Source organism: Streptomyces sp. NPDC060209, from assembly GCF_042728155.1.
Lineage (GTDB): Bacteria > Actinomycetota > Actinomycetes > Streptomycetales > Streptomycetaceae > Streptomyces.
The window spans coordinates 1-22,937 of record NZ_JBHWZS010000044.1 but is presented as its reverse complement, the minus strand read 5'-3'; the positions used below and the strand labels follow the sequence as shown (position 1 = coordinate 22,937).

Annotated in this window: 20 protein-coding genes; 12 read left to right on the top strand and 8 right to left on the bottom strand. The window is 69.8% G+C overall.

Annotated features, from left to right (window positions below; translation table 11 throughout):
* Positions 1–237: 237 nt before the first annotated feature.
* From ACFWFI_RS11810 to ACFWFI_RS11795, 4 genes are all read right to left on the bottom strand, one after another.
* Positions 238–1,191 carry a hypothetical protein gene (locus ACFWFI_RS11810; RefSeq protein WP_387388118.1) on the bottom strand — a complete coding sequence of 318 codons (954 nt, stop codon included), beginning with the start codon at positions 1,189–1,191 and terminating at the stop codon, positions 238–240.
* A gap of 158 nt (positions 1,192–1,349) precedes the next feature.
* The gene (locus ACFWFI_RS11805; protein ID WP_387388116.1) at positions 1,350–2,825 is read right to left on the bottom strand and encodes a DUF6801 domain-containing protein; all 1,476 of its coding nucleotides are present in this window, start codon (positions 2,823–2,825) and stop codon (positions 1,350–1,352) included.
* A gap of 111 nt (positions 2,826–2,936) precedes the next feature.
* Positions 2,937–3,572, bottom strand: coding sequence for a hypothetical protein (locus ACFWFI_RS11800; RefSeq protein WP_387388115.1), 636 nt, complete (start codon positions 3,570–3,572; stop codon positions 2,937–2,939).
* Positions 3,573–3,692: 120 nt separating this feature from the next.
* The gene (locus tag ACFWFI_RS11795; protein ID WP_387388114.1) at positions 3,693–4,331 is read right to left on the bottom strand and encodes a hypothetical protein; all 639 of its coding nucleotides are present in this window, start codon (positions 4,329–4,331) and stop codon (positions 3,693–3,695) included.
* Positions 4,332–4,993: 662 nt separating this feature from the next.
* Here ACFWFI_RS11795 and ACFWFI_RS11790 point away from each other — a divergent pair.
* The 10 genes from ACFWFI_RS11790 (at position 4,994) to ACFWFI_RS11745 (ending at position 16,952) form a co-directional block, all read left to right on the top strand.
* On the top strand, positions 4,994–6,208 hold the full coding sequence (locus ACFWFI_RS11790) for a helix-turn-helix domain-containing protein (protein WP_387388113.1): 1,215 nt from the start codon (positions 4,994–4,996) through the stop codon (positions 6,206–6,208).
* Between the two features lie 198 nt (positions 6,209–6,406).
* Complete coding sequence (locus tag ACFWFI_RS11785; protein WP_387388112.1) at positions 6,407–6,670, top strand: hypothetical protein; 264 nt, start codon at positions 6,407–6,409, stop codon at positions 6,668–6,670.
* Between the two features lie 73 nt (positions 6,671–6,743).
* Positions 6,744–7,217 (top strand): SCP2 sterol-binding domain-containing protein, encoded by a 474-nt coding sequence (locus ACFWFI_RS11780; RefSeq protein ID WP_387388110.1) that lies wholly within the window; start codon positions 6,744–6,746, stop codon positions 7,215–7,217.
* 4 nt (positions 7,218–7,221) lie between these two features.
* Complete coding sequence (locus ACFWFI_RS11775) at positions 7,222–8,436, top strand: acyl-CoA dehydrogenase family protein (RefSeq protein ID WP_387388109.1); 1,215 nt, start codon at positions 7,222–7,224, stop codon at positions 8,434–8,436.
* Positions 8,437–8,614: 178 nt separating this feature from the next.
* Positions 8,615–9,391 carry a nucleotidyl cyclase domain-containing protein gene (locus ACFWFI_RS11770; RefSeq protein WP_387388107.1) on the top strand — a complete coding sequence of 259 codons (777 nt, stop codon included), beginning with the start codon at positions 8,615–8,617 and terminating at the stop codon, positions 9,389–9,391.
* Complete coding sequence (locus tag ACFWFI_RS11765) at positions 9,388–11,661, top strand: hypothetical protein (protein WP_387388105.1); 2,274 nt, start codon at positions 9,388–9,390, stop codon at positions 11,659–11,661. Before ACFWFI_RS11770 ends, ACFWFI_RS11765 begins: the two co-directional genes overlap by 4 nt.
* Before the next feature lies 1 nt (position 11,662).
* Entirely contained in the window at positions 11,663–13,432 is a 1,770-nt protein-coding gene (locus tag ACFWFI_RS11760; protein WP_387388103.1) for a vWA domain-containing protein, read from the top strand.
* Positions 13,433–13,447: 15 nt separating this feature from the next.
* Positions 13,448–14,125 (top strand): vWA domain-containing protein, encoded by a 678-nt coding sequence (locus ACFWFI_RS11755; protein ID WP_387388101.1) that lies wholly within the window; start codon positions 13,448–13,450, stop codon positions 14,123–14,125.
* Between the two features lie 2 nt (positions 14,126–14,127).
* On the top strand, positions 14,128–15,315 hold the full coding sequence (locus tag ACFWFI_RS11750; protein WP_387388099.1) for a protein phosphatase 2C domain-containing protein: 1,188 nt from the start codon (positions 14,128–14,130) through the stop codon (positions 15,313–15,315).
* A gap of 35 nt (positions 15,316–15,350) precedes the next feature.
* The gene (locus ACFWFI_RS11745; protein ID WP_387388097.1) at positions 15,351–16,952 is read left to right on the top strand and encodes a hypothetical protein; all 1,602 of its coding nucleotides are present in this window, start codon (positions 15,351–15,353) and stop codon (positions 16,950–16,952) included.
* A gap of 118 nt (positions 16,953–17,070) precedes the next feature.
* Here the strand turns inward: ACFWFI_RS11745 and ACFWFI_RS11740 are convergent, their stop codons facing one another.
* The 3 genes from ACFWFI_RS11740 to ACFWFI_RS11730 all read right to left on the bottom strand — a co-directional run bounded on the left by ACFWFI_RS11740 (position 17,071) and on the right by ACFWFI_RS11730 (position 19,714).
* Positions 17,071–17,769 carry a Crp/Fnr family transcriptional regulator gene (locus ACFWFI_RS11740; RefSeq protein ID WP_387388095.1) on the bottom strand — a complete coding sequence of 233 codons (699 nt, stop codon included), beginning with the start codon at positions 17,767–17,769 and terminating at the stop codon, positions 17,071–17,073.
* A 10-nt stretch (positions 17,770–17,779) separates the two neighbouring features.
* Entirely contained in the window at positions 17,780–18,289 is a 510-nt protein-coding gene (locus tag ACFWFI_RS11735) for a Pycsar system effector family protein (RefSeq protein ID WP_387388093.1), read from the bottom strand.
* A gap of 198 nt (positions 18,290–18,487) precedes the next feature.
* Entirely contained in the window at positions 18,488–19,714 is a 1,227-nt protein-coding gene (locus ACFWFI_RS11730; protein ID WP_387388092.1) for a cytochrome P450, read from the bottom strand.
* Positions 19,715–19,819: 105 nt separating this feature from the next.
* Between ACFWFI_RS11730 and ACFWFI_RS11725 the strand changes: the two genes are divergently transcribed.
* Positions 19,820–20,656: an ATP-grasp domain-containing protein gene (locus ACFWFI_RS11725; protein ID WP_387388090.1), complete on the top strand. Its 837-nt coding sequence runs from the start codon at positions 19,820–19,822 to the stop codon at positions 20,654–20,656.
* Between the two features lie 55 nt (positions 20,657–20,711).
* A complete protein-coding gene (locus ACFWFI_RS11720; RefSeq protein ID WP_387388088.1) occupies positions 20,712–22,787 on the top strand; it encodes an MDR family MFS transporter in 2,076 nt (691 codons plus the stop codon).
* A gap of 13 nt (positions 22,788–22,800) precedes the next feature.
* Here ACFWFI_RS11720 and ACFWFI_RS11715 read toward each other — a convergent pair.
* Positions 22,801–22,937 (bottom strand): YchJ family metal-binding protein (locus ACFWFI_RS11715; RefSeq protein WP_387388142.1); only part of this gene is annotated, 137 nt, incomplete at its 5' end.

Sequence of the window (22,937 nt, the reverse complement as noted above, 5' to 3'; positions counted from 1 at the left end):
CGAAATTTCTCCGAGGTAATTGCACGGCACTGTTTTCTTGTTCCTCGATGAGTAATCTGCGTGGGAAACCTATCGAGAAGTGAGGGCCTTCGAGCCGGAACAGCCGGCTCGGGAATGCCGCTCCGGACACGCCGAAGCCCGCCCCGACCAGGGTTCATGCGGTCGGGGCGGGCTCGGACGGGCGGTGCGACGGCACGCACCAAGTGACAAAGGTGCGCGACGCGTCACGCCCCGGGGCTACTTCACCGCGGAGTGCCAGTTCTGGGAGAGCTCCTTGCCCGCGTTGGGCACGGAAAGCCCCGGCGCGGTGAGGCCGATCGTCGAGGTCTTGGCGTCGTTCAGGACGAGGTTGTTCGACCCGGCCGCGGCGGGCAGGCCCACCTTGAGGTCGATGGCCCAGCTGAGGATGCCACCGAGACCGCAGCCGCCGGCCTTCGGCACGGAGAACTGGCTGTCGCCCTGCGCGGCCCCCGACAGGGCGAGGTTGATGAGCGAACCCTCATCCGGGTTGGCCGTTCCGTCACCGTTGTACCTGGAGGCGGCCAGGGTCGGGGCACTGAGGTTTCCGGGGCGCAGGAGCACCGGGTTGCTGCTGCTCCCTATGTAGCAGTTGGAGCCCAGCAGCGGGTTCTCCAGGCGGATCTTGACGGGCAGCTTGACGATCGGCCCGGAGGAGATCCCGGCGACCAGGCTGAACTCGGTCGGAGTGCCGGCCGACTCCACCGTGGCGGTCACCTTGTTCAGGGTGGCGTTGGTGATCTGGCCGCAGACGGCGGAGACCACAGGGACGTTGCTGGGGCACATGATGCCCAGCAGCCCGCCCGGGATCGTGGTCTTCCCGCTGACGATGGAGCCGGCCGGCGGCGGAACCACCGTGTAGGTCCCTTCGGCCGGATGCTGGATGACACCGAACTGCAGGTTCGTGGACCCGGTCGTCGCCGTGGTGTTGCCCAGCTTGATGGTGCCGTTGGGCGAGGTGGACGTCACGCAGAGCGGGACGTCGGTGTCACCGTCCGTCGCGAGCATGGCGGGGGCGTCCACGGGACACCGGTCGAACGGGGCCCACGCGCCGCCCAGCTGGGCGGCGGCCGTGGCGGCACCGGCCGGCGACGCGGTGAGCGGCATGACCAGCGCGGCGGACGCGGCGACGGCACCGGCGGCCTTGATCCAGGTCTTCGGGGCAGGTCTCATTGTTCCCTCAATTCGGTAGCAGGCGCGGGGAAGTGCTGCGCTCGGCAGGATGGTCGGGTGCGACTGCGGGGTCGACGGTCGCCGTTCGGCATGATGATCGGGTGCGACTGCGGGTCGGCGCGTCGCCGTTCGGCACGATGGTCGAGTGCGAATGCGGGTCAGCGCGTCGCCTTGGGAATGTCCTGGGGTTGGTACTCGGGCGTACAGGCGCCACCGGTCGAAGGAACACACGGCGCCCCCTGTACCTGCTTGACGAATCCGGGAGACCCGGACAGGGAGGCGGTGAAGAGGCTGTCCAGATCCTCGTCCACACCGCACCCCTTGAAGGGCGGGATGGTGGCCGACCCGGTCAGTTGCCCTCCGTTGATCACCGTGTAGCCCTCGTTGCCCTTCTCCGCGTCCCAGGTCCCCAGGCCGGTGAGTGAGAGCCGGAACGGGCGCTCCGTCCGACAGCTCTTCCCCACGTCCAGCGCGACGCCGTTGACCTTCACGTCGTACAGCCGGAGTACGAAGTCCATGTCGACGCTGGTGGTGGTCTTGGTGAAACCCCCGTTGAGGAGATCCGTGATGCCGTGGGACACCACGTTGCGGTCCTGCGGCGAGTCGGGCTCGGGAGGAATCTGTGTCATCTCGAGCGTGGCCGTCGTCGGCATGAAGCCGAACGTCAGGAACGTCCCCGTGGTGGGCGGCAGCTGAGGCTTTCCCTTGTAGTCGAGCACGATCGCGGCATTCAGGATCGCGTGCACGTAGGGGAATTCGAACCAGTTCTCGCCGTCGTACGTGTGGATCCGGGCGCAGGCCGGAGGGAATTTGGTGGCGCCGTCGAGTTTGGTCACGTTCGCGTAGCCGGCTACGTAGGCGACCATGTCGCGGCCCTCTGCGTTCAACGGGTCCCCGACGCACGGTGGCACGGCCGCGGACGCGGACTCCTTCGCCCGCTTCCCGACCTCGGGCGCGACGGATTGTCCCTGCTCCTCGTCATCGGGCCACTCATCGGACGCGGGCGGTCCCGGTGTGGGCGTCTCGTCACCACCACCTACGCCGACCGTCGCCAGTGTCGTCTCCTGATCCGCATCCACCACACACTGCACGGAGAGGGTCGGCGGCTCCGCCGGAGCACCGTCAGCCTTCTTCACGGCCAGTTCCACCGAGAGGGCGGAGGCCTTGAACGACAGGTCGCCCGGCGCCCCGGGCTGGACGTAGGGAACACTCCCCACCGTGCCCAGCGTCAGCTCACCCGCCTCGGGAACCGGTGCCGCCCCGACGGCCGTCCCGACCCACTCCGCCCGGGCCTGCCGGTCCTCCTGGACGACGTCGACGGAGAGCTGCGCCTCCGCGCTCACGGCCGCCGCTCCTGACTGGGCGAGGGCGGCCGACGCCGCCTCGGGCAGGGTCAGGTCCAGCGCCATCTCCTCGGGCTGGATCATCTGTCCGGCCTGAGCCGATTCGGGGACTTTCACGGCCAACCGAACCTTCACCGGCTGCTCGCCCTCCGGGAAGTCACACGTGTAGGCCAGCTCCGCGTCGATCTCCTGAACACCGGAAGCGGCCTGTGCGCCGGGGATCATCCCCCCGAGCAGCACAGCAGTGGCCACTGCCGCACTGCGCGCGGTGCGCCTGCGCGTTCCCGCCATACGACTTCCCTTCACTGGCGATGTCCCCTTCTCGGACGACCGGACGTGCCTCGTGCGCCGGACGGGCACCCGGCACACTCCCTGCTCACCCTGCCCCGGCGTGCGGCCGGGTCAAGGGGAGTACACGATGGTCGGTACGACCGTGCCCCCGACCGGGGTGACAACCGTGTAGCTCGTGCTGTACGTCCAGTTGTCACCCGGAGCCGCGAGGCCCGAGCAACCGACCGTGGCGGATTCGACAGTCAGCTTGTAGGTGGCGTTGTCGCTGACGTCCAGCTTCCCGGTGGCGTTGGTGTACTTCGTCGCGAGTCGGCCTGCCACCGTCATGGTGCAGGTGAGCCACCTGTAGGTGAACTTCACACCATTGATGTGCCCACTGGTGATGCCGTTGCTGTAGGTGTCCGCCATCAACTTCCACGGCGTGGAGGTGTCGGCGACCGGAGCCAGGGGGCCCAGCGGGCTGGTACAGCCGCTCCAGGTCAGCGGGGCGATGGTGCCGACCTGCACGTTCGTCGTGCCGACTGCGGAAGCCAGGGTGCCCTTCGCGGCGGACGACGGGCACGTCGTGGGAATTCCGTTGAAGCTGAGGACGACAAGACCGGAACCGGCGGAGAACGTCTCCGGCGAGTTGGGACCGACCGTCCACAGGGGCGCCGCGATTCCCGCCGTGGCAGCGGGTGCCACGAGGGCGACCGAGGCGAGGGCGGCACCGGCCGTCAGTGCGATCTTCCTGAAGTACCTGCGCACAGTTGACTTCTCCGATTCGACAACGAGCGGGACGGGCGCAGGCTGTCCGGCGCATGGATCGCACAACGGGCGGACCCGCTGTGCGATCCCTCATGACCCGATACCGGGTCCGCGACCGGATCAGGGGGTGTACACGATGCCCGGCTTGATGGTCGTGCCTGTCTTGACCGCGTTGTACTTGGCGGTGTAGATGGGGTGCTGGCCCACGGCCGCGATGCCGGTGCAGCCCGGGGTGACCGTGGCGACCGTCAGCTGGTAGGTGGCGTTGTTGCCGATGGTGAGCTGGCCGCTGGTGTTGTTGTAGGACGCCGTGACATCACCCGTCACCGTGAAGGTGCAGGTGAGGACAGTCACGGAGGCCTTCACTCCGGTGATGTACCCGGTGGTGGTCCCGGCGCTGTAGGTGTTCGCCTTCAGCTGCCAGGCAGGGGAGGTGTTGGCGGCCGGCGTCACCGGGCCGAACGGGCTGGTGCACCCGCTCCAGGTCAGCGGAGCGATGGTGCCGACCGTCACGTTCGAGGTACCGGAGGCGGTCGCCAGCACGGCGCTGGCCGCCGATGACGTACACGTCATCGGGATGCCGTTGAGGCTGAGCGAGACGGTGCCGGAGTTGGTGGCCGAGACCGCCACCGGCGAGGGTGCGGGGGTGACGGTCCACGTCGGAGCGGCGACGCCGGCGGTGGCGGTGGTGGCTCCGAGAGTGACGGCGGCCGCGGCGGCACCGGCCGCGAGTGCGATCTTTCTGAGGGTGTTGCGCACAGTGAGTTCCTCCGATTCGGCAGTGCGGGCGCACTGTTGCGGGGACAGCACTCGAATTCCTGCAAAGGCGCAGGGAGTGCCGCGATGAATCGTGTTGCGTGGGGGGCCGTGCTGCGCTTTCAGCCACACACGTTCTGTGACAGGGCGTGACGTTACTTGCGGGAAACTTCGAGCACAATCCCGCCGGTCAAGATTGGTTGGGCAAGTTTTTTTCCTCGTCAGTAGGTCACTAATTCGCCCGGTGCACTTGTCACTTCGTGCGCAATATCCCTGCGGAATGCCGCGTTGCCACCGGCCCCTCGACTCGGCGCCACCATCACCCTGAACGCCCGGAGAAGATCAGAAGGTGCCGAGGAGAGTCTCCTGACACCCCTCAGGACAGCCGGCGCGGAGGGCGCCGCACCATCCCGGCGGCTCCCCCGGTGCACCCACGGCCGAAAACATTGTCCGGAAGTGAGCATTTACCGCCCCACCTGCACCGAAGCCCCACAACGGGGCCGAGTTGTGTGCCCCTTGCACTTCGATCTTGTCCAGACAGTGTGAACTCCGCCCGACTTGGTCTATCTTCGGCGCCGATGTTGGTATACACCTGTCGGTCCGTGGGAGCGCTCTCCCCCCATCTGCTCCCTCCACGCCGGGCCCGGGAAAGCAAGGGGACGGTCATGCCGAGACTTATCCAGCCGCTGGACACCGGAGACCCGCTGGGGCCCCTCCCCCAGGAGTTCGCCGCGATCATGCGACCCGAACTGCCGAGCCTGATCAAAGAGATAGGCATGGAAGTGACCCGGGCCTATCCGGAATACGCGCGCCTGCTGAACGGACCCAACGGGACATCCATCCGCATGGGCGTCGAACAAAGCCTTTCCTCATTCGTCGACCTGGTGGCCGAACCCTCTTCCCCCACGGTCCTGCGTGACGACATGTGCCGGAGATTCGGCAGGTTCGAGGCGTACGAGGGCCGCACCATGGACGCGCTGCAGGGGGCGTACCGACTGGGCGCGCGGGTCGCGCTGCGGCGGGCGAAGAAAGTGGGCCGGAGCTACAACTTCTCGCCGGCGCTGATGCTCAGCTTCGCCGACGCGCTCTTCGCGTACGTGGACGAGCTCGAGTCGCTGTCCCGCGAGGGCTATCTGGAGGTGCAGGCCCAGTCCGACCAGCAGAGCGAGGCGGTTCGCCGGCGGCTGCTGCATCTCATCCTCGCGGGCAGACCCGTACCCCGCAGCGCCATCGCCGAGCTCTGCGAGCAGACCGGATGGATGCTGCCCGAGCAGGTCACGCTCGTCGCCGTACGCGCCCCTGCGGGTCTCGACCGGATCAGCGCCGACCACGACGTCCTGATCGACCCCGGTGACCCGCAGCCGCACCTGCTGATCCCCGGGCCGTTGAACGAAGCGCGCAGAGAGATGCTCGACAGGACGGTCCCCGGTGGTGGTGCGGCGATCGGGCTGACCGTGCCCACAGCGCTCGCCGCCGACTCGATCCGCTGGGCCCGCCGCGTTCTCGAACTGGTCGACGCGGGGGTCATCGACGACGCGCCGGTCATCCTCTGCGAGGACCATCTCATCACGCTGTGGCTCCTCTCCGACCTCGCCCTCCTCGACCAGCTCGCCGAGCGCGAGCTGGCCGCCGTGTCCGGCATCAGCACCACACGCCGCGAGCGGCTGATCGAGACCCTGCGGATCTGGCTCGACACCCGCGGAACGGCGGCCCAGATGGGCGAGCTGCTGGATGTGCATCCCCAGACGGTCCGTTACCGGATGCGCAGCCTGGAGGCCATCTTCGGCGAGCAGCTGACCGATCCCGAGAGCCGCTTCTCCACCGAAGCCGTGCTGCGCGCCATGCAGTTACGGGCCCGCGGTGGCCAATCCCTCAACTGAGTCCGCATCACACGCCGCGCATCGAGTCAACTTACTTCCAGGTAACGCGAAATAGACGGTCAGTCCCAAACGGTTGCGACACGGAGACGTTCTCAACGAGAAACCCGGAACTGCGTCCCGTTACATAGGGAGGAGCGGCGGCCCACCGGCCGTCGCGGAGCACCACCTCCTGGCCAACCATCCGAGAGGGAACCCCCCATGACCGCCTCGCACCTCCTCGTCCCCGTGCCGATCCCCGACCGGGTCGCCGCGCTGATCGGGTCCTGCACCCCGCCGCACATCCTTCAGGCGGAGTGGGACGCCGACTGCGCCGCCCGCGAGGTGCGCAGGTTCCGGGGACCGAGGCTCGGGGTCGAGGACCAGGCCGACCGCGAGCAGGCGCTGTCCGAGCTCGCGTGGGCCAACAAAGTGCTGTCCGCCCATCACCCGCGTCTCGCGGTGCATCCGAACGGCGCCTGGTAACGCTTGCTTGCGCAGTGGCGGCGGCCGCCTTACCTTACTCAGAAGTAAGTTTACTCTGGAGTAAGGATTTGGCGTGGCCGACAACAGCAGCGGCAACCTCACCGGCGAACTGTCCGGGCTCGACTTCGCCGCCGTCTCTCCGGCGGAGTTCGCACGGATCGTCAAGGGCCTGTCCGCCAAGCAGCTCGGCGAGGTCATGCACGGTGACCTGCGTGCCCGGGTGCTGAGCGAGGTCTTCGGCCGGATGCGGCAGCAGTTCCGCCCGGAAGCCGCAGGCCCGCTGAAGGCCCTGATCCGCTGGAAGATCACCGGCGAGAGCGAGCAGGTCTACGAGACCTCGATAGCCGACGGCACCTGCACGGTGAGCGCGGGCCGTTCCGACGCCGAGCCCCGCACGACGCTGGTGATGGCCGACGCCGAATTCCTCAAGCTGGTCTCCGGCAACGGCAATCCCGTGACGATGTTCATGATGCGCAAGCTGAAGGTCGCCGGTGACGTCGGCCTGGCCTCGGGCCTGACCCGCTACTTCGACATCCCGAAGGCCTGAGCCCATGAGCTACTTCTCCCTCGCCCTGACCGAGGAACAGCAGGACCTGCGCGACTGGGTGCACGGCTTCGCCGCCCAGGTGGTGCGCCCCGCCGCAGCCGAATGGGACGCCAGGGAGGAGACCCCGTGGCCGGTCATCCAGGAGGCGGCCAAGATCGGTCTGTACGGATTCGAGTCGCTCGCCGACATGTACGGGGACCCGAGCGGACTCTCCCTCCAGATCGCCAACGAGGAGCTCTTCTGGGGCGACGCCGGGATCGGCATGGCACTGTTCGGCACCTCGCTGGCGGTGGCCGGGATCTTCGCCTCCGGCACGCCCGACCAGCTCGCCGAGTGGGTTCCGCAGTGCTACGGCGACGAGGACGACCCGAAGGTGGCCGCCTTCTGCGTCTCCGAGCCCCAGGCCGGTTCCGACGTCTCCGCGATGGCCACCAGGGCACGTTACGACGAGGCCAAGGACGAGTGGGTGCTCTCCGGCCAGAAGGCGTGGATCACGAACGGCGGGATCGCCGAGATCCATGTGGTGGTCGCCTCGGTCGACCCCTCGCTCGGCGCCCGCGGGCAGGCCGCGTTCATCGTGCCGCCCGGCACGCAGGGCCTGGCGGCGAGCCGCACCATCAAGAAGCTCGGCCTGCGCGCGTCGCACACCGCGGACGTCTTCCTCGACGACGTACGCGTCCCGGGCCACTGCCTGCTGGGCGGGAAGGAGAAGCTGGACGGCCGGCTGGCCCGTGCCCGCGAGGGCGGCGCCGCCAAGGGCCAGGCGGCCATGGCGACCTTCGAGGTCAGCCGCCCCACCGTGGGCGCGCAGGCGCTGGGCATCGCGAGGGCCGCGTACGAGTACGCGCTGGAGTACGCCGGGCAGCGCGAGGCGTTCGGCAGGCCCATCATCGAGAACCAGTCGATCGCGTTCGCCCTGGCCGACATCCGCACCGAGATCGAAGCCGTACGCCTGCTGATCTGGCAGGCCGCGTGGATGGCCCGCAACGACCGGACCTTCGACGCCGGCCAGGGCTCCATGTCCAAGCTGCGGGCGGGCGAGCTGGCCGTCTCCGCGACGGAGAAGGCGGTCCAGATCCTCGGTGGCGCCGGGTACAGCAGGGAGCACCCGGTGGAGCGGATGTACCGCGACGCCAAGATCTACACGATCTTCGAGGGTACGAGCGAGATCCAGCGCCTGGTCATCTCCCGGGCCATTTCGGGGCGTCACATCCGCTGACGCCCGGCCGCGGCGCGCTGCCCCCCGGGGATCCAGTTTCGGCCCAACCTCCCATCTGTTCACGGGACTTCGACCTGTCGTTGTGGGTCAATTGGCGTAGACCCGGGGGTCGTCGATGTCATACAACTGGGACCACTGAGCGAGTCGTTGCCGTCGTGAGCCTGTGGGGGAGATCGCCATGTCCGGTGAAGCCACGCACCACTGGGTAGTGGTCCTGGACATCGAGAACTTCAGCTCCCGGCCCGATCCGATCCAGCGTTCCCTGCGGGCCGGGATGTACGAGGTGCTCCGTGAAGCACTCCAGCGGGCCGGGCTGCCGGCCGACGGTGTCGTCACCGAGGACCGTGGCGACGGCGTCCTGATGATCGTCCCCGCGACGGTCTCACCGATCGTCCTGGCCGGGCCGTTCGTGCACGCCCTCGACGAGGAACTGCGGCAGAAGGCCGTCGTCTACGGCCCCGCCCACGCGATGCGGTTCCGGGTCGCCCTGCACCAGGGGATCGTCGCGCGGGACGGTGAGGGATGGTCCGGGGACGCGGTCAACACCGCTTGCAGGCTGGTGGACGCCGGGCCGCTGCGCGAGGTCCTGGCCGCCGCGTCCTCGTCGCGGATGGTCTTCGTCGTGTCCGACGAGATCTACCGGGCCGTCGTCCGCCACGGGCACCGCTCCATCGACCCGGCCGCGTACTTACCGATGCCGTTCCGGACCAAACACGGCGAGCTCATCGGGAGCTGGGTGACCGTGCCCGGATCTCCGGCACCCCCCGGCCTCCCGCCCGCGTCGGGCGGAACGGAGCCCGATGACGCCCGGGCGGACACGGGCGGGCAGAGGGCGTCGGCTGCCGGCCGGCGACCTCCGGGCGGAGCCGGTATCAGCGTCGGGACCGTCCACGGAGACGTGTTCCAGGGCGACAAGACCGTCAACGTCAATACGACGGGACCGGTCCGACCATGACCACAACGACGGGGGGAGCGCCGGCTGCGGGTGCCGCGGGAGCGGCTCCGGCAGCCGGTACGGGGGGCGGGCCGGGCGGGGCGGCGGGTAACACCACTGCCCCACCCGGCCCGGCACAGCCCCCCGGGCCTGGTGGCGGAACAACACCGGCCCCGGACGTCGCGGGCGGCGGCGCGGGCGGTGGGCAGGGCGGCGGCGCGGGCGGCACACCGGGCGAGTCTCCCCGGTCCGGTCCAGGGGCCGAGTCCTTCGATGCCACCGGCCGGGTGGGGCAGGGATCCCTGCGCCACGACCGGGTGCGCAACGCCTTCGCCAACGTCGAGGGCGATGTCGTAGGCGGTGACAAGTACGTTCTGCTGCTGGGCGGCGGCCAACGGCGCCTGCGGTCCCTCTCCCCGCTCGTGAACGAGCGGATACGTTTCGCCTACCAGGAGCCCCCCGGTCTGCCGGCCGCTCGGGAGGCGCTGGCGGGCCGGCATCTGCTGATCCTGCGCGGCGCCCCCGGTTACGGGAAGACCGCCATGGCGGTCCGCCTGCTCCAGGGCATGGGGGCCACCACCACGTACCACCTGGACAGCGATGTCGACTTCGCTTCCCTCGCCGACCTCCTGGAGCGCGGCACCGACTCCATCGAACGTGGTGCGGCCTTCCTGCTCGACCAGCCGTCCGCGATCGCCGGCCTGCGCGGAGAGGCCTACGAGAAGATCCAGGGTGCGCTCGCCCTGGCAGGCGCGTGGCTGGTGATGACCGTCTCCAGCACCTCCGTCGCGGACAGCGAACTTCTCACGGCGGTCGTGGACATTTCCGAAGCACCCAGCCAGCGCGGCATCGTCTCCTCGCACCTGCGCTGGCGCCTGGGCGACGCGGTGCGGGACAGGCTTCTCGCCGACGCCAAGGTCATGAGCCTGCTGGCCGCACTGCGGGACGGCGACCCCGCCTGCAAGCAGGCAGCCGATCTGGCCGTCGCGATCGTGGAGGAGTGGGACGCCGGCTGGCAGAACCCGGAGAACATCGAGAAGCGCCGCGCACGCCAGGCCGACGAGGACTTCGACATCTGGCTGGAGAGCCTCCGGGAGCCCTCCGTCCGGAGCCTCGCGCTGGCCCTCGCCGTACTCAACGGCCTCCCGCAGGAGTACGTGGCCAGTGCCGCCCGGAACCTGCGTGAGCGGCTGGAGGACGACCGTCCGCATGTCCTGATGGCCGGACCGGACGGTGACCTGCCCCGCGTGGAGGACCCCTTCGCCGCCGCGCGCCGCACCCAGCTCATCAGGCTGCGCGCCCATGACACGGACAAGGCGGACGGGGAGCCGGGCCGGGCACTGGAGTACAAGGACCCCGCGTACCCACCCCGGGTGATCCAGCACGCCTGGATCCAGTACGAGATCCAGGGCGAGCTGCTCGAGTGGCTGGCCGACCTCGTCGTGGACCCGGCGGAAGAGGTCCGGATCTACGCGGCCGCCGCGCTCGGGCTGATCGCTGCGGAGTCGTACACCTACCTCTGCAACCAGCTCTTCCACGTCTGGGCGGACAGCGAGAACTGGATGTACCGCGATGCCGTCGCCTACGCGCTGCGCGTCGCCTCGCGCGACCCCTGGATCGCGGAGCGGGCGAACGTCCTGGTGGAGAGCTGGTTCGCCGACCGCAGCCGGCCCTTCGCACAGGCGACGGCGGCACGGGTGTACGGCACGCGCGAAGACCCCGAGTTCCCCGTCTCGGCGCTGGTCCGCCTCGCCGTTGTCGACCGGGGGGCCGTGGCTGTCGCCATCGGACGCAGTCTGACCGACCTGGTCGCACAGGACACCAGGACGATGGTGCTGGCGCTCCGCGCTCTTCATGAGGCGTCCACCGACCACCGCAGGCAGCCGACGGTACTCCTCTCGTTCCTGATCATCGCGGCCCAGGTGGTGGTGAAGAGGGACGAGTGGAACACCGGCGGCGATGTGGAGGAGTGGCCGGCCCTCCTCTTCCTGGCGCACCGCCACGCGGAACTGCGCACGCCGTTCATCGTCCTCTGGCGTGATGCGCTCAACCAGGCGTTCTTCGGCGAGGAGGCCCAGCAGGTTCTGCGCAATTGGGCCGCGATCGCGGAACGCGATCAGGCGCTGCGGACCCTGTTCCAGCTGATGGTGGGCACGATCGCGTACGGGGACCCGAGGTCGGGCCGGATCCTGCGGCGGTGCGCGGACGACTGGGTCGATCCGGACGAACTGGTGCCGCTGCCCCTGACCGCTGCCGTCGTCCACGCTCAACTCGATCTGGAGAGGGTGTGACATGTCGGTCTCACTGATCCTCAACAACCAACCGGTACGGCGTTCCCAGCTCGCCACGCTGCCCGGTCTCCCGCCGAACTTCGCGGTCGTCTACGCACTGAAGACGGGTGGCTGGGAGGTCGAGTCACCCAGGCACCTGACGACCGCGGGACGCCTGCAGAACAGGTACAAGCTCTGCTACGTCGTGAATCTGGGTGACCACCGGCGGACGGCCAAACTCACCAGGATGCCGCTGACCTGCAAGGACCAGGCTCACAGATTCGAGGCGACCATCGATGTCGGCTTCCGGGTCCACGATCCGGTGGCGGTGGTGCGGAGCAACCTTCCCGATGCGCTCAGCGCCGTCTATCCGTATCTCATCAGCAGGATCCGGCCGCATGCGGCGCAGTTCGCGATCGAGGACGCGTTCGAGGCGCAGACCAGGATCAACGGGGCCCTGACCCTGCCCATGCCGCTCCCCGAGGGCGTGACCCTCTACTACTGCGACGTACAGCTCGAACCCGACGAGGCGGCACGGGAGTTCATCCGAGTGCGCAAGAAGGCGGGCCGCGACTCGGAGGTGGGCAGCCTCCAGCACAGGGCTGCCATCGGGAACACCCACCACAGGGAAGCGGTCAAGGACATCGAGCAGGGGGCGCGGCTCGAGCGGGACAAGCGGGAGCGGGCAGCTCTCGCCTCCGTACGCCTGGACTTCCGCGGCCTCGTCCTCGAACACCTCGCGAAGCATCCGAACGACACCGAGAAGTCCATGGAACTGCTGATGCGCCTGGAGGAGAGCCGGCACCGGCGGGCCGTGGACCAGGAGGAGCGTCAGGTCGAGATGGTCCGGTACATGATCGACAAGGGGATCGTGCGGGAGGTGGATCTGCCCGGTCTGCGAGACGGCGTCCTGGGGCCCTCGGTCAACGTGTTCAGCGGGGTACTGCCACCTGGTACCGGAGCGCCGACGCCCGAGCTGCCCGCGGCGCCGGTGCAGTTGCCGCCCGCACCCCAGGCGCCCCAGGCACCCCGGACGCCCCCGCCGTGGGGCGGTACCCGCCCCGACGGTTCGCACCGGTCGGGTGACGCTCCGTCCGCCGCTCCGGCCTCGTCACCGGAGGGGCGGCCGACGACCGCCGGCCGCCTCGCACAGGTCTACGTCGTACTGGACACCTCGCCTGCCGCGGCCGGCTGTGTCACCGGGCTCAGTGACGCGCTGAGGTCCCTGCAGACCGTGCTCGGCGACAGCCCTGAGGTGGCCTCGGCCGTACGGCTGTCCGTACTGACCTTCTCCGGCACGGCCGACGTCCACATGCCTCTCGCACAGGTCTCGGGGCAGACCGTCGTCCCGGACCTCCGGGCCGGGAACGGCTGCCGTTACGAACCCGTCTTCCGCCGCCTGCTGGAGCTCGTGCCCCTGGAGACGGAACGGCTCAAGCAACAGGCGTCGCGTGTCAGCCGCCCCATCGTCTTCTTCCTCGCCGTGGGCGACCCGGAGGACGACGGCGCATGGCAGGCCGCGCACCAGGAGCTGATGCGGCACCGCTACCGGCCCGACATCGTCGCCTGCGGGATCGGCGCCACCGACCGGCGGACGGTCGCGCAGATCGCCGGCCGCACCGAATTCGCGGTCGCGGCGGACGCGGGCGCGGGCCTCGCGGAGTCGGTGGCGCAGTTCTCCATGCTCCTTCGGAACACCGTGCTCCACCTGGGGCGCAGCGCGGCCTCCGGCTCCTCGGAGTTGCTGCTGGAACGCCCTCAGGGGCTGAGACCCATCGAAGACGCCGAGTAGAGAGACTCGCAAGAAATGGCCGAAAACCAAGGGCAGTTGCTGCCGGTCTACGTACTGGCGGACGAGTCCGGTTCCATGCATCCGTACGTCGGCGACCTCAATGCCGGACTGGCCTCGCTCCATCGGACCCTGCTCGGTCAGCCGATGGCCGCGGCGAAGGTCCGCTTCTCCGTGCTGGGGTTCTCCAACACGGTGACCGAGCGGCTGGTCCTCGCCGACCTGCGGGCGGAGAACGAGCTGCCCCGCCTCTCGGCGAGCGGCGGCACGAGTTACGAGGCGGCGTTCGCAGCCCTGCTGAGACGGATCCCGCAGGATGTGGACACCCTAAAGAGCCAGGGCTACCGCGTGCACCGGCCGGCGGTGTTCTTCCTGAGTGACGGACAGCCCAACTTCGGAGAGGCGTGGCAGGACAGGCACCGGGAGCTCACCGACCGTTCGGTGACCAAGGCGGCACCCAACATCATCGCGTGCGGAATCGGCCAGGCGGAGGCCGGGACGATGGTCAGCATCGCCACCCAGTCCGACTTCGCCTTCATCTCGGTGCCCGGTGCCCAACTGGGGGCGTCCATAGCCGGGTTCTTCACCGCACTCACCAAGAGCGTGGTGGAGTCCGGCAACGCGATGGCGTCCGGCCGGCCGGAGCTGGTGGTCGAGCGGCCCGAAGGCTTCCGGATCGCGATTGACGAGGTGTGAGCGTGACCAACTTCTTCGGGCACCGCCAGGAGGACGAGGAGGAGCCTCCCGGGCGGCCGGCACCGGGACACGGGCCGCTGCCCTCCGGTCTTCACGCGATGGAACCCGGCCAGGCCGCGCTCCCCGGCCGAGGGCCATGGGCCGCTCACCGGATTCCACCGGACCAGGAACAGCAGGCGCCACCCTTACCGCCGCACCGGCAACCGGACAGGGGCGCCCCGGTACCCGTTCAGCAGACCAGGGAGCCACGCCTCCCGGGGGCACACACGCCTGCCTGGTCCCGTTTCGTCTTCGGCCGGCCGACTGCCCGCTTCGAACCCAAGCCGCCGGCCGCGGACCCCTACCGTCCCGACACGCTGTTCGACGGCTGGTCGACCCCGGAGCTCACGGTCAGGCTGGCCTCCGTACGCGGCGACGCGCACCGGTTCGGCGGGCAGCCGCGCCAGGACGACATCGTGGTGGCGGCGCACGAGCCGACCGGCGCGGTGGTGTTCGCGGTCGCGGACGGCGTCTCGGCGGCTCCGCAGTCGCATGTGGGCGCGGCCCTGGCCTGCCGCACCGCGGTCGCCGACGTGCTGCGGCAACTCGACGAGGGGCGGCCGCAGGTCGACTGGAAGCGGGCGGTGACGGCGGCGGCGTACCAGCTGTTCATGCGGGTGACCCGCGGCGCGGAGCCGACCCGCGAGCAGAAGCAGGAGGCCCAGACCCTCCTGGCGACGACTCTGGTGACGGGTCTCGTGCGACTCACCCGGAGCGGCCGGCTGGAGGTCAATCTGGTGCACGTGGGAGACAGCGGCGCCTGGATGCTCCACGAGAACCGCTTCCACCCGCTGCTGGGCGGCAAGGAGGAGCGAACGGACGGGGTCTTCTCCTCCGCCGTGTCCGCGCTGCCGTGGGTCCCGGCGCGGATCGAGGGGACCTGGTACGCGTTTCCCGAGGACGGGGTGCTGCTGATCGGGACGGACGGGTTCGGCGATCCGCTGGGGGACGGCAAGGGCCGGATCGGGTCGGTGATGGCGTACGAGTTGGGCCGCCCACCGCGAGAACCGCAGGCCGTCGCGCAGTTGCTCGACTTCTCCCGTGAGACGTTCGACGACGACCGGACTCTGCTCGCCGTATGGCCCCGCCACCGCCTCGACGAGGGCGGCAGCCCGGCAGCGGCAGGCGGGGCGATCGGGGCGGCGCAATGACCGGGACGCGTCCGACGACCATGGACGTGGGCCGGGTGACGAAAGGAACCAAGTTCAACGCCGGCGGGCAGGGCTCCGTGTGGGCGGTCGAGGACAGGACCCTCAACGGCTCATGGCCGGTGGCGTACAAGGAGTACCACGCCAGGATCCGCCCGGAACTCAAGGCCGACGTCCTCTCCTCGATGGTCGAATTCGTCCCGTCCCTGCCCCACGGCACCGGGCAGTGGCTCGCCGAGTGCACAGCCTGGCCGGCCGTGCTGGTGACGGACTCCGCCGGGGTGAGCGGCTTCCTGATGCGGCAGATCCCCGAGCGGTTCTTCCGCCGGTTCGACTTCGAGCCGGACAAACCGCAGCCCGCGGGCTTCCAGTACCTGCTGAATCCCCCGGCCTACCTGCGGCGGGCGGGTCTGGCCATCACACCCGGCCAGCGGTTCGAGCTGCTCCTGGACCTCGCCCGCACACTGGTGCGCCTGCACTCCATCGGTGTCGTCGTGGGCGACGTGTCACCGAACAACGTGCTCTTCTGTCTCGACGAACGGGCGCCCAGGTGCTTCCTCATCGACTGCGACGCGATGGCGCTGCGCGGCACGTGGGCGCTCCCGGCCGTCGAGACACCCAACTGGTCTCTGCCGCCGGGTGAGCGGATGGGCGGTGCGACGGGCGACACGTACAAGTTCGGGCTGCTCGCGGCGCGTCTGTTCGCGGGAGAGCAGGACGGTCAGGACGTGACGGTTCTGCGTGCCGCGGACCTGGCGGTGGGACGGCTCGCCGAGCAGAGCCTGTCCGTTGATCCGGCCCGGCGGCCGGTACTCGAGCAGTGGCTGGCCGCACTGGCCGACGCGGTCACCACCGCGCCCGCGACGCTGCCGCAGGTGACACCGCAGCGGCCGTCCGTGCCCCAGCCGAACACGACGGGCACTGCTCCTCCGGCCCCGCAGAATGCCGGGCCTCCCCCGCAGCCGGCGGGGGCGGTGTTCAACGCACCGCGGCCGGCGCCGCCCACACCCGGTAGGCGCAAGACCGGCCGTCTGCTGGTCGCCCTCGTGCTTGTCGTCCTGGCGTTCGTCTACGGTCCCGGTCTCCTCGACGCGTTCGAGGAGAGCGACAGCACCGGCAGCTCCACCGGCTCCGGCAGCTCCGGCTATTCGAGCGAGGATTCCGGCTCCGAATCCTCCGACCAGGAGTCCGAGGAGGGACAGGCCCGGGCCCTCAGCGGCCTGCTGGACCGCAACGAGGGCAACCGCAGCGATGTCGGCGACGCGGTGAGCCGGATGACCAACTGTCCTGGACGCTCCGGACTCCGGGAGGCGAAGGAGGTCTTCGACGGTGCGGCGACCGAGCGTGACGAGCTCGTGCGGGATCTGGAGACGCTCGGCCCGGACCTCCTGTCCGCCTCCATGACCAAGGATCTCCGCTCCGGGTGGCAGGCGTCGGCCGACGCCGACCGCGCCTACGCGCTGCTGGCCGAGGAGGTGATGAGCGACTGTACGTCCAGGGCCGTGACCGCCTCGCCGCACTGGCTCGACGCATCCCGCGCCAGCACGCGGGCGACGAGCGCGAAGAAGGATTTCGTCGCCGCCTGGAACCCGTTGGCGGAACAGCACGGGCTGGCCACGATGTCCTGGGACGAGGTGTGACCGCGCGACAGGCCCTGTCCGGTGGGCCCGGGGCAGGCCCGAGCCACCACGTTCTCCCAGGGTCCTTCGTTTGGATCAGGCCGGATCAGCGAGCCCGGCAAGATCCAATCGAGAGGCCCTAACGCCCTGAACCGCTCAGCCGTTTCAGCTCGTCCGGCCGGTCGAGGGTCAGCCTGTTGCGCCCCGTCGTCACCCAGCCGCGCCCGCGCCACTGCTCCAGGACACGGCTGACCGTCCGCCGCGAGCTGAGGACCAGACCCGCGAAGTCGTCCTGGGACAGCGGCAGGGCGATCAGGACAGCCCCGTTCGGCTGCGGGCGCCCGTACTCCGCGCCGAGTTCCAGGAGCAGTGCGGCCAGCCTCGCCTGGACGGCTTCGGAGCCGGCGGCTGCCCGGTGGCCGTCCGATTCGCGCAGGCGCTCGGAGAGCACCTGCTGGAGGGCGAGCGCGATCGCGGGCACGGACCCGGCGGCGGCGCGGAACTCGGACGACGGGATCATCAGGGCCTCGACCCGGGTCAGCGACGTGAGGGTGGCGGAGCGCGGACCGCCGTCCAGTGCCGCCTGCTCACCCAGCAGGTCGCCGGCCCTGCGTATGGCGAGCACGGCCTGGTAGCCCGCGGCGGAATTGGCGGCGACCTTGGCGCAGCCGCGCTGGATGACGAGTAGGTGGTCGGTGAGGTCGTACTGCCGTAGCAGGGTGTCCTTGGGCGGAAAGTTCACCGTGCGGCCGGCGGAGAGCAGCCGGGACCTCGCATCGTCGTCGAGCAGCGACCAGAAGGGCACCCGGCGCGGGCGGTGGCGTGGTGTGCTGTCCACAGGGGCCGTTTCAGGACAGCACGATGACGGCGGCGACGAGCAGACTGCCGGCGACGGCCAGCAGCAGCGACTGCTGGACGCGTCTGTGCTTCGTCCAGGCGATCGCGCTCATCACGACGAGCTGGCGGCTGAGGGTGGGCAGGGCGTCGGTGTCGGCGAGCCGCCGCGCGAGATCGTCAGGGGCCCAGTGCCGCAGATGGCCGTAGAAGAGGAACTCGTCCTCACCGGGGGCGGGCGAGCGGCCCTGGCCGTTGTGGCGCGGCAGGACCACGAGCACGGCGAGGATCGCGGAGAGCCCGATGAGGACCACGCCGGACCGGAGTGCGAACTCGGCGAGACCGGTCACGCGGTCGAGGGTGCGGCCGTTGCCGGCCAGCGCGGCGATTCCGGCGAGGGCTGCGGACTCCATGGCCAGGGCGAAGGACGCCTTGGCATCGACCGTGCGGGTCGACTCGTGGAGCGCGGCGTGGATCTGCCAGGCCGTTCTCACCGCCCGGGCCTGAGACTCTTCCTGTGACACTGAAGCATCCCCCGATTCTCGAAGCCCTCGCCACTATAGCCAGGGGGCGGGCCGGCGCGGCGCCCTCTTGGACACCTCAACGAGGCGGTCAGCAAAGGGACTTGAGGTGGATCCAGCCATTCCGGGCTGGAGCGGTGGCCCGGAACGGCGGTCGCCCCGCCCGGAGTGGAGGCCGACCGCCGCATACCGGACGGGCGCTCAGACGCCGGCCGGGGTGAACCGCACGGGAAGCGATGCCGGGCCCCGGGTGAAGACGCCCTCCTCGACCGGGCTGAAACCGTCGGCGAGCCGCAGCTCCGGCATCGCGTCGAGCAGCTGGTTCACGCCCGTCTCGACCTCGGCCCGGGCCAGCAGCGCACCCACGCAGAAGTGCCGGCCCAGCGCGAACGCCAGGTGGTCGGCGGCCGCCGAGAACGCGGTGGTGCTGGTCAGGTCGTCACGGAACAGGTCGAAGCGGTCCGGGTCGGCGTACCGGGCCTCGTCCCGGTTGGCCGAGCCGATCAGACAGGTGACGGTGGCCCCGGCCGGGACGGTGCCGCCCGACAGCTCCACCTCGCCCGCCGTCTGGCGCATGATCATGTGAACGGGCGGGGTGTAGCGCAGGGTCTCGGCGAAGGCCCGGTCGACGAGGGACCGGTCCCGCTGCACGGCGGCGAGTTGCTCGGGGTGGGCCAGCAGGTTGGCGAAGACCGAGGCGATGGCCTTGTCGGTCGTCTCCCCTCCGGCCGCGAGCAGAAGGCTGCAGAACGCCTTGATGTCCTCGTCGCTCATCCGTACGCCGTCGACCTCGGCGGCGCAGAGCGCGGAGAGCAGGTCGTCCCCGGGCTCCTCCCTGCGCCGCTGGATGACCGGGATCATGTACTCGGCGAACTCCTGGCGGGTGCGCTCCCCGGCCGCCGTGACCGCGGGGTCGCCCGCCAGGTTGCCGAGGAACGCGATGACGTTGGTGTACCAGCCGTGGAAGCGCTGGTGGTCCTCCCTGTCCAGGCCGAGCATGTCGGCGATGACCAGGACGGGGAAACGGGTCGCGAACGCCTCGACGAGGTCGGCCTCCCCGGTGTGCCGGAAGGCGTCGATGAGCTCGCGGGCATTGCGCTCGATGACGGGCAGGAACTTCTCCTGGAGGTCCGCCCCGCGGAAGGCCGGGGCGACCAGAGCCCTGCGCACGGCGTGTTCCCTGCCGCTGAGCTGGAGGATCGTGCGGCCGTGGACGGGCTCCAGCTGCCAGTCGTAGTTCTCGGTGGTGAATTCCTGGGCGCGGTCCTTGAAGACGTGCTCGACGTCCTCGTAGCGGGAGACGAGGTAGCTCCCCGTGGGCTCGTGGTGGATCAGGGGGGCGCTCTCGCGCATCGTCCGGTAGGCCCCGTAGGGATCGGCGGCGAAGGCGGGCGAGAGAATGTCGGGCGGTGACGACGCCTGGGACACGTGTGACTCCTGTGGGGCAGAGATCAAGTGCTTCATGACGGTGAACGGGCAACACCAGCAAGGCTATTGACCTCCGGCCCGATACCGAACCCCCTGGGAGTATTCTTGATCGCCACGTCCGGCCGACCACGCCCCTCCGTCCTGTTCGTCACCGATCTCGCCTACGAGGCGCGCGGACGGCGCTACTGCGACGAGGACATCTTCCTGACGTCCCGGCTGCGCGAGGCCTTCGACGTCGCGCTCTGTCACCCCCGGGACGCGGCGGCGCTGCTGGACGGGTTCGACGCGGTCGTCGTACGCAACAGCGGTCCGGTCCTGCACTACCAGGCGGCGTACGACGCGTTCGTGGCCCGGGCGCGGGAATCAGGGGTCCGCGTCTGCAACACGCTGGACGGACGCGGAGACATGGCGGGCAAACAGTATCTGGTCGATCTGAGCCGGGCCGGTTACCCGGTGATCCCGACCGTGGACCGGGCGGCGGATCTCGGGCTGCTCCCCCGGTCGGACGGGTACGTGGTCAAGCCCAAGCTCGGCGCGGACTCGGTGGGGCTGCGGTTCACCGAGCAGCCGGAACTTCCCGGGGGAGCCGACGGCAGCCTGCTCGTCCAGCCCCGGATCGACTTCCGCTACGAGGTGTCCTTCTACTTCGTCGACCACGACTTCCAGTACGCCCTCCACGCTCCGCACCCGGAGCGCCGCTGGGTGCTCGAACCGTACGCGCCGAGCCCTGAGGACCTGGACTTCGCGCGCCGCTTCATCGAGTGGAACACGCTCACCCACGGCATCCAGCGGGTGGACGCCTGCCGGACACCGGAGGGCGACCTGCTGCTCGTCGAGCTGGAGGACCTCAATCCGTATCTGTCGCTCGACCGGGTTCCCGAAGGGGTCCGCGAGGCGTTCGTGGCCCGGATGAAGGACTGCGTACGGGAACTGCTGGCCTGACCCGTCCGGCTCGCGCCCGCATGCGTGAGGCAGGGGCGGGTGTGAGGGTGCAGGGGTGACCACTGCCAGCGAGACCGCCCCCGCCGCGCAGAGTGCCGCAGCGCCACCCGTCCTCGACCCCAGACGCCGGAACATCGTGTTCGGCACGATCGTGCTGGGGATCCTGCTCGCCGCGCTGGACCAGACGATCGTGGGGACGGCCCTCCCCACGATCGTCTCGGACCTCGGCGGCGCGGAACACATGTCGTGGGTCGTGACGGCCTATCTCCTGGCGGAGACCGTGGCGACGGTGCTGGTCGGCAAGTTCGGCGACCTCTTCGGCCGGAAACTGATCTTCCAGATCTCGGCGGTCATCTTCATCACCGGCTCGTTCCTCTGCGGTCTCGCGTCGAACATGCTGCTGCTGATCATCTGGCGGGGTCTGCAGGGCATCGGCGCGGGCGGGCTCATGGTCACCTCCATGGCGCTGATCGCCGATGTCATCCCGCTGCGCGAACGGGGCAAGTACCAGGGGGCGATCGGTGCGGTCTTCGGCGTCGCCACGGTCGTCGGACCGCTGCTGGGCGGGCTGTTCACCGACCATCTGACCTGGCGCTGGGCGTTCTACGTCAATGTGCCGATCGCGATCGTCGTGGTCATCGCCGCCGCCCGCAACATCCCCTCCGTGCGCGCGGCCGGACGCCCGGTCATCGACTATCTGGGCATCGGGCTGGTCGCCGTCGGCGCGAGCGCGCTGATCCTCGGTACGAGCTGGGGCGGCAACGAATACGCCTGGGGCTCGCCGGTCATCATCGGTCTGTTCGCCGGAGGCCTCATCGCTCTGGCGCTCTTCTGCCTCGTGGAGACGCGGGCGAAGGAGCCGATGCTGCCGATGCGGCTGTTCCGCAATCCGGTGTTCGCGGTCTGCTCCATCCTGAGCTTCATCGTGGGCTTCGCCATGCTCGGCGCGATGATCTATCTGCCGACCTATCTGCAGTACGTCGACGGGGACTCGGCCACCCTGTCCGGGGTACGGACCCTGCCCCTGGTGCTGGGTCTGCTGGCCGCCTCGATCTTCAGCGGCAACGTGGTGAGCAAGACGGGCCACTACCGCTTCTTCCCCGTCATCGGGTCGCTCGTGATGGCGGCGGGTCTCTACCTCCTGTCCCGGATGGGCCCGGGCAGCGGGGTCTGGCTGGAGTCGCTGTACATGCTGGTGCTGGGCATCGGCATCGGTCTGTCGATGCAGGTGCTGACGATCGCCGTGCAGAACACGGTCGACTACTCGGACCTGGGGACCGCGACGTCCGGCGTGACGTTCTTCCGTACGCTCGGCAGCTCTTTCGGCACGGCGGTGTTCGGCACGATCTACGCCAACGCTCTGCGGCCGAATCTGCGGCAGGGCGTGGAGCAGGCGGCGCGGGCGGGCGGTGATCCGGCGTCGCTGGCGAGGGCCGCGGAGAGCCCGCAGGCCGTGCACGCCCTGCCCGCCGAACAGACCGCGCCCCTCGCCCAGGCGTACGCGGACACCCTGCACACGGTGTTCCTCTGGACGGTGCCGGTGGCCCTGCTGGGGTTCGTCGTCTCGCTCTTCCTGAAGCAGGTGAAGCTGCGCGACAGCGCACGTGCGGGCTCGACGGACATGGGTGAGGGCTTCGCCCAGCCGAGCACCGGGGACGCGGCGAAGGTGCTCGAATCCGCCGTGGCCAGGATCCTCCACCAGGCAGCTCCCGATACGGCCCGGCGGATCGTCGCGGAGTCGGACACCCGGCTCGACATGGCGGGGGCCTGGGCCGTGATGCAGGTCGACCTCTTCACCCGGATGGTGGGCCACGCGGGGCTCAGGCTGATCGCCGCCCGGCACCGGATTCCCCCTGAGGTGCTGGTGCCCGTCTTCGACCGCATGATCGAGGAGGGCTATCTCACCGGTGACGGCCGGCTCTTCACCCACACGGCGGCCGGCAGTCGTGAAGCGGCGACGATCTCCGATGCCTGGGGCCGCTGGCTCAACGAACGGCTGGCCGAGGACGGCGCCCGACCGGACGACCGGCAGCTGCGGGCGGCGGTCGACGTGATCGCCAAGCGGCTGCTCGCGGAGGACCTGGCGCACCAGCTGGCCCCGCCCGAGCGGGCGATGACGGCCGCGGTCTGACCGAGCGAGCGGCCTACTCGACGAAGACCGCCGCCTCGTACACCCATGCGCCCTGCTCGCGGACGAATCGGCTCTGCTCGTGGAGCGAGTCGGGCCTGCCGTCGTCGGTGTAGTGGGCGCGGAAGGTGACCGTGCCGGTGGTGTGGAAGG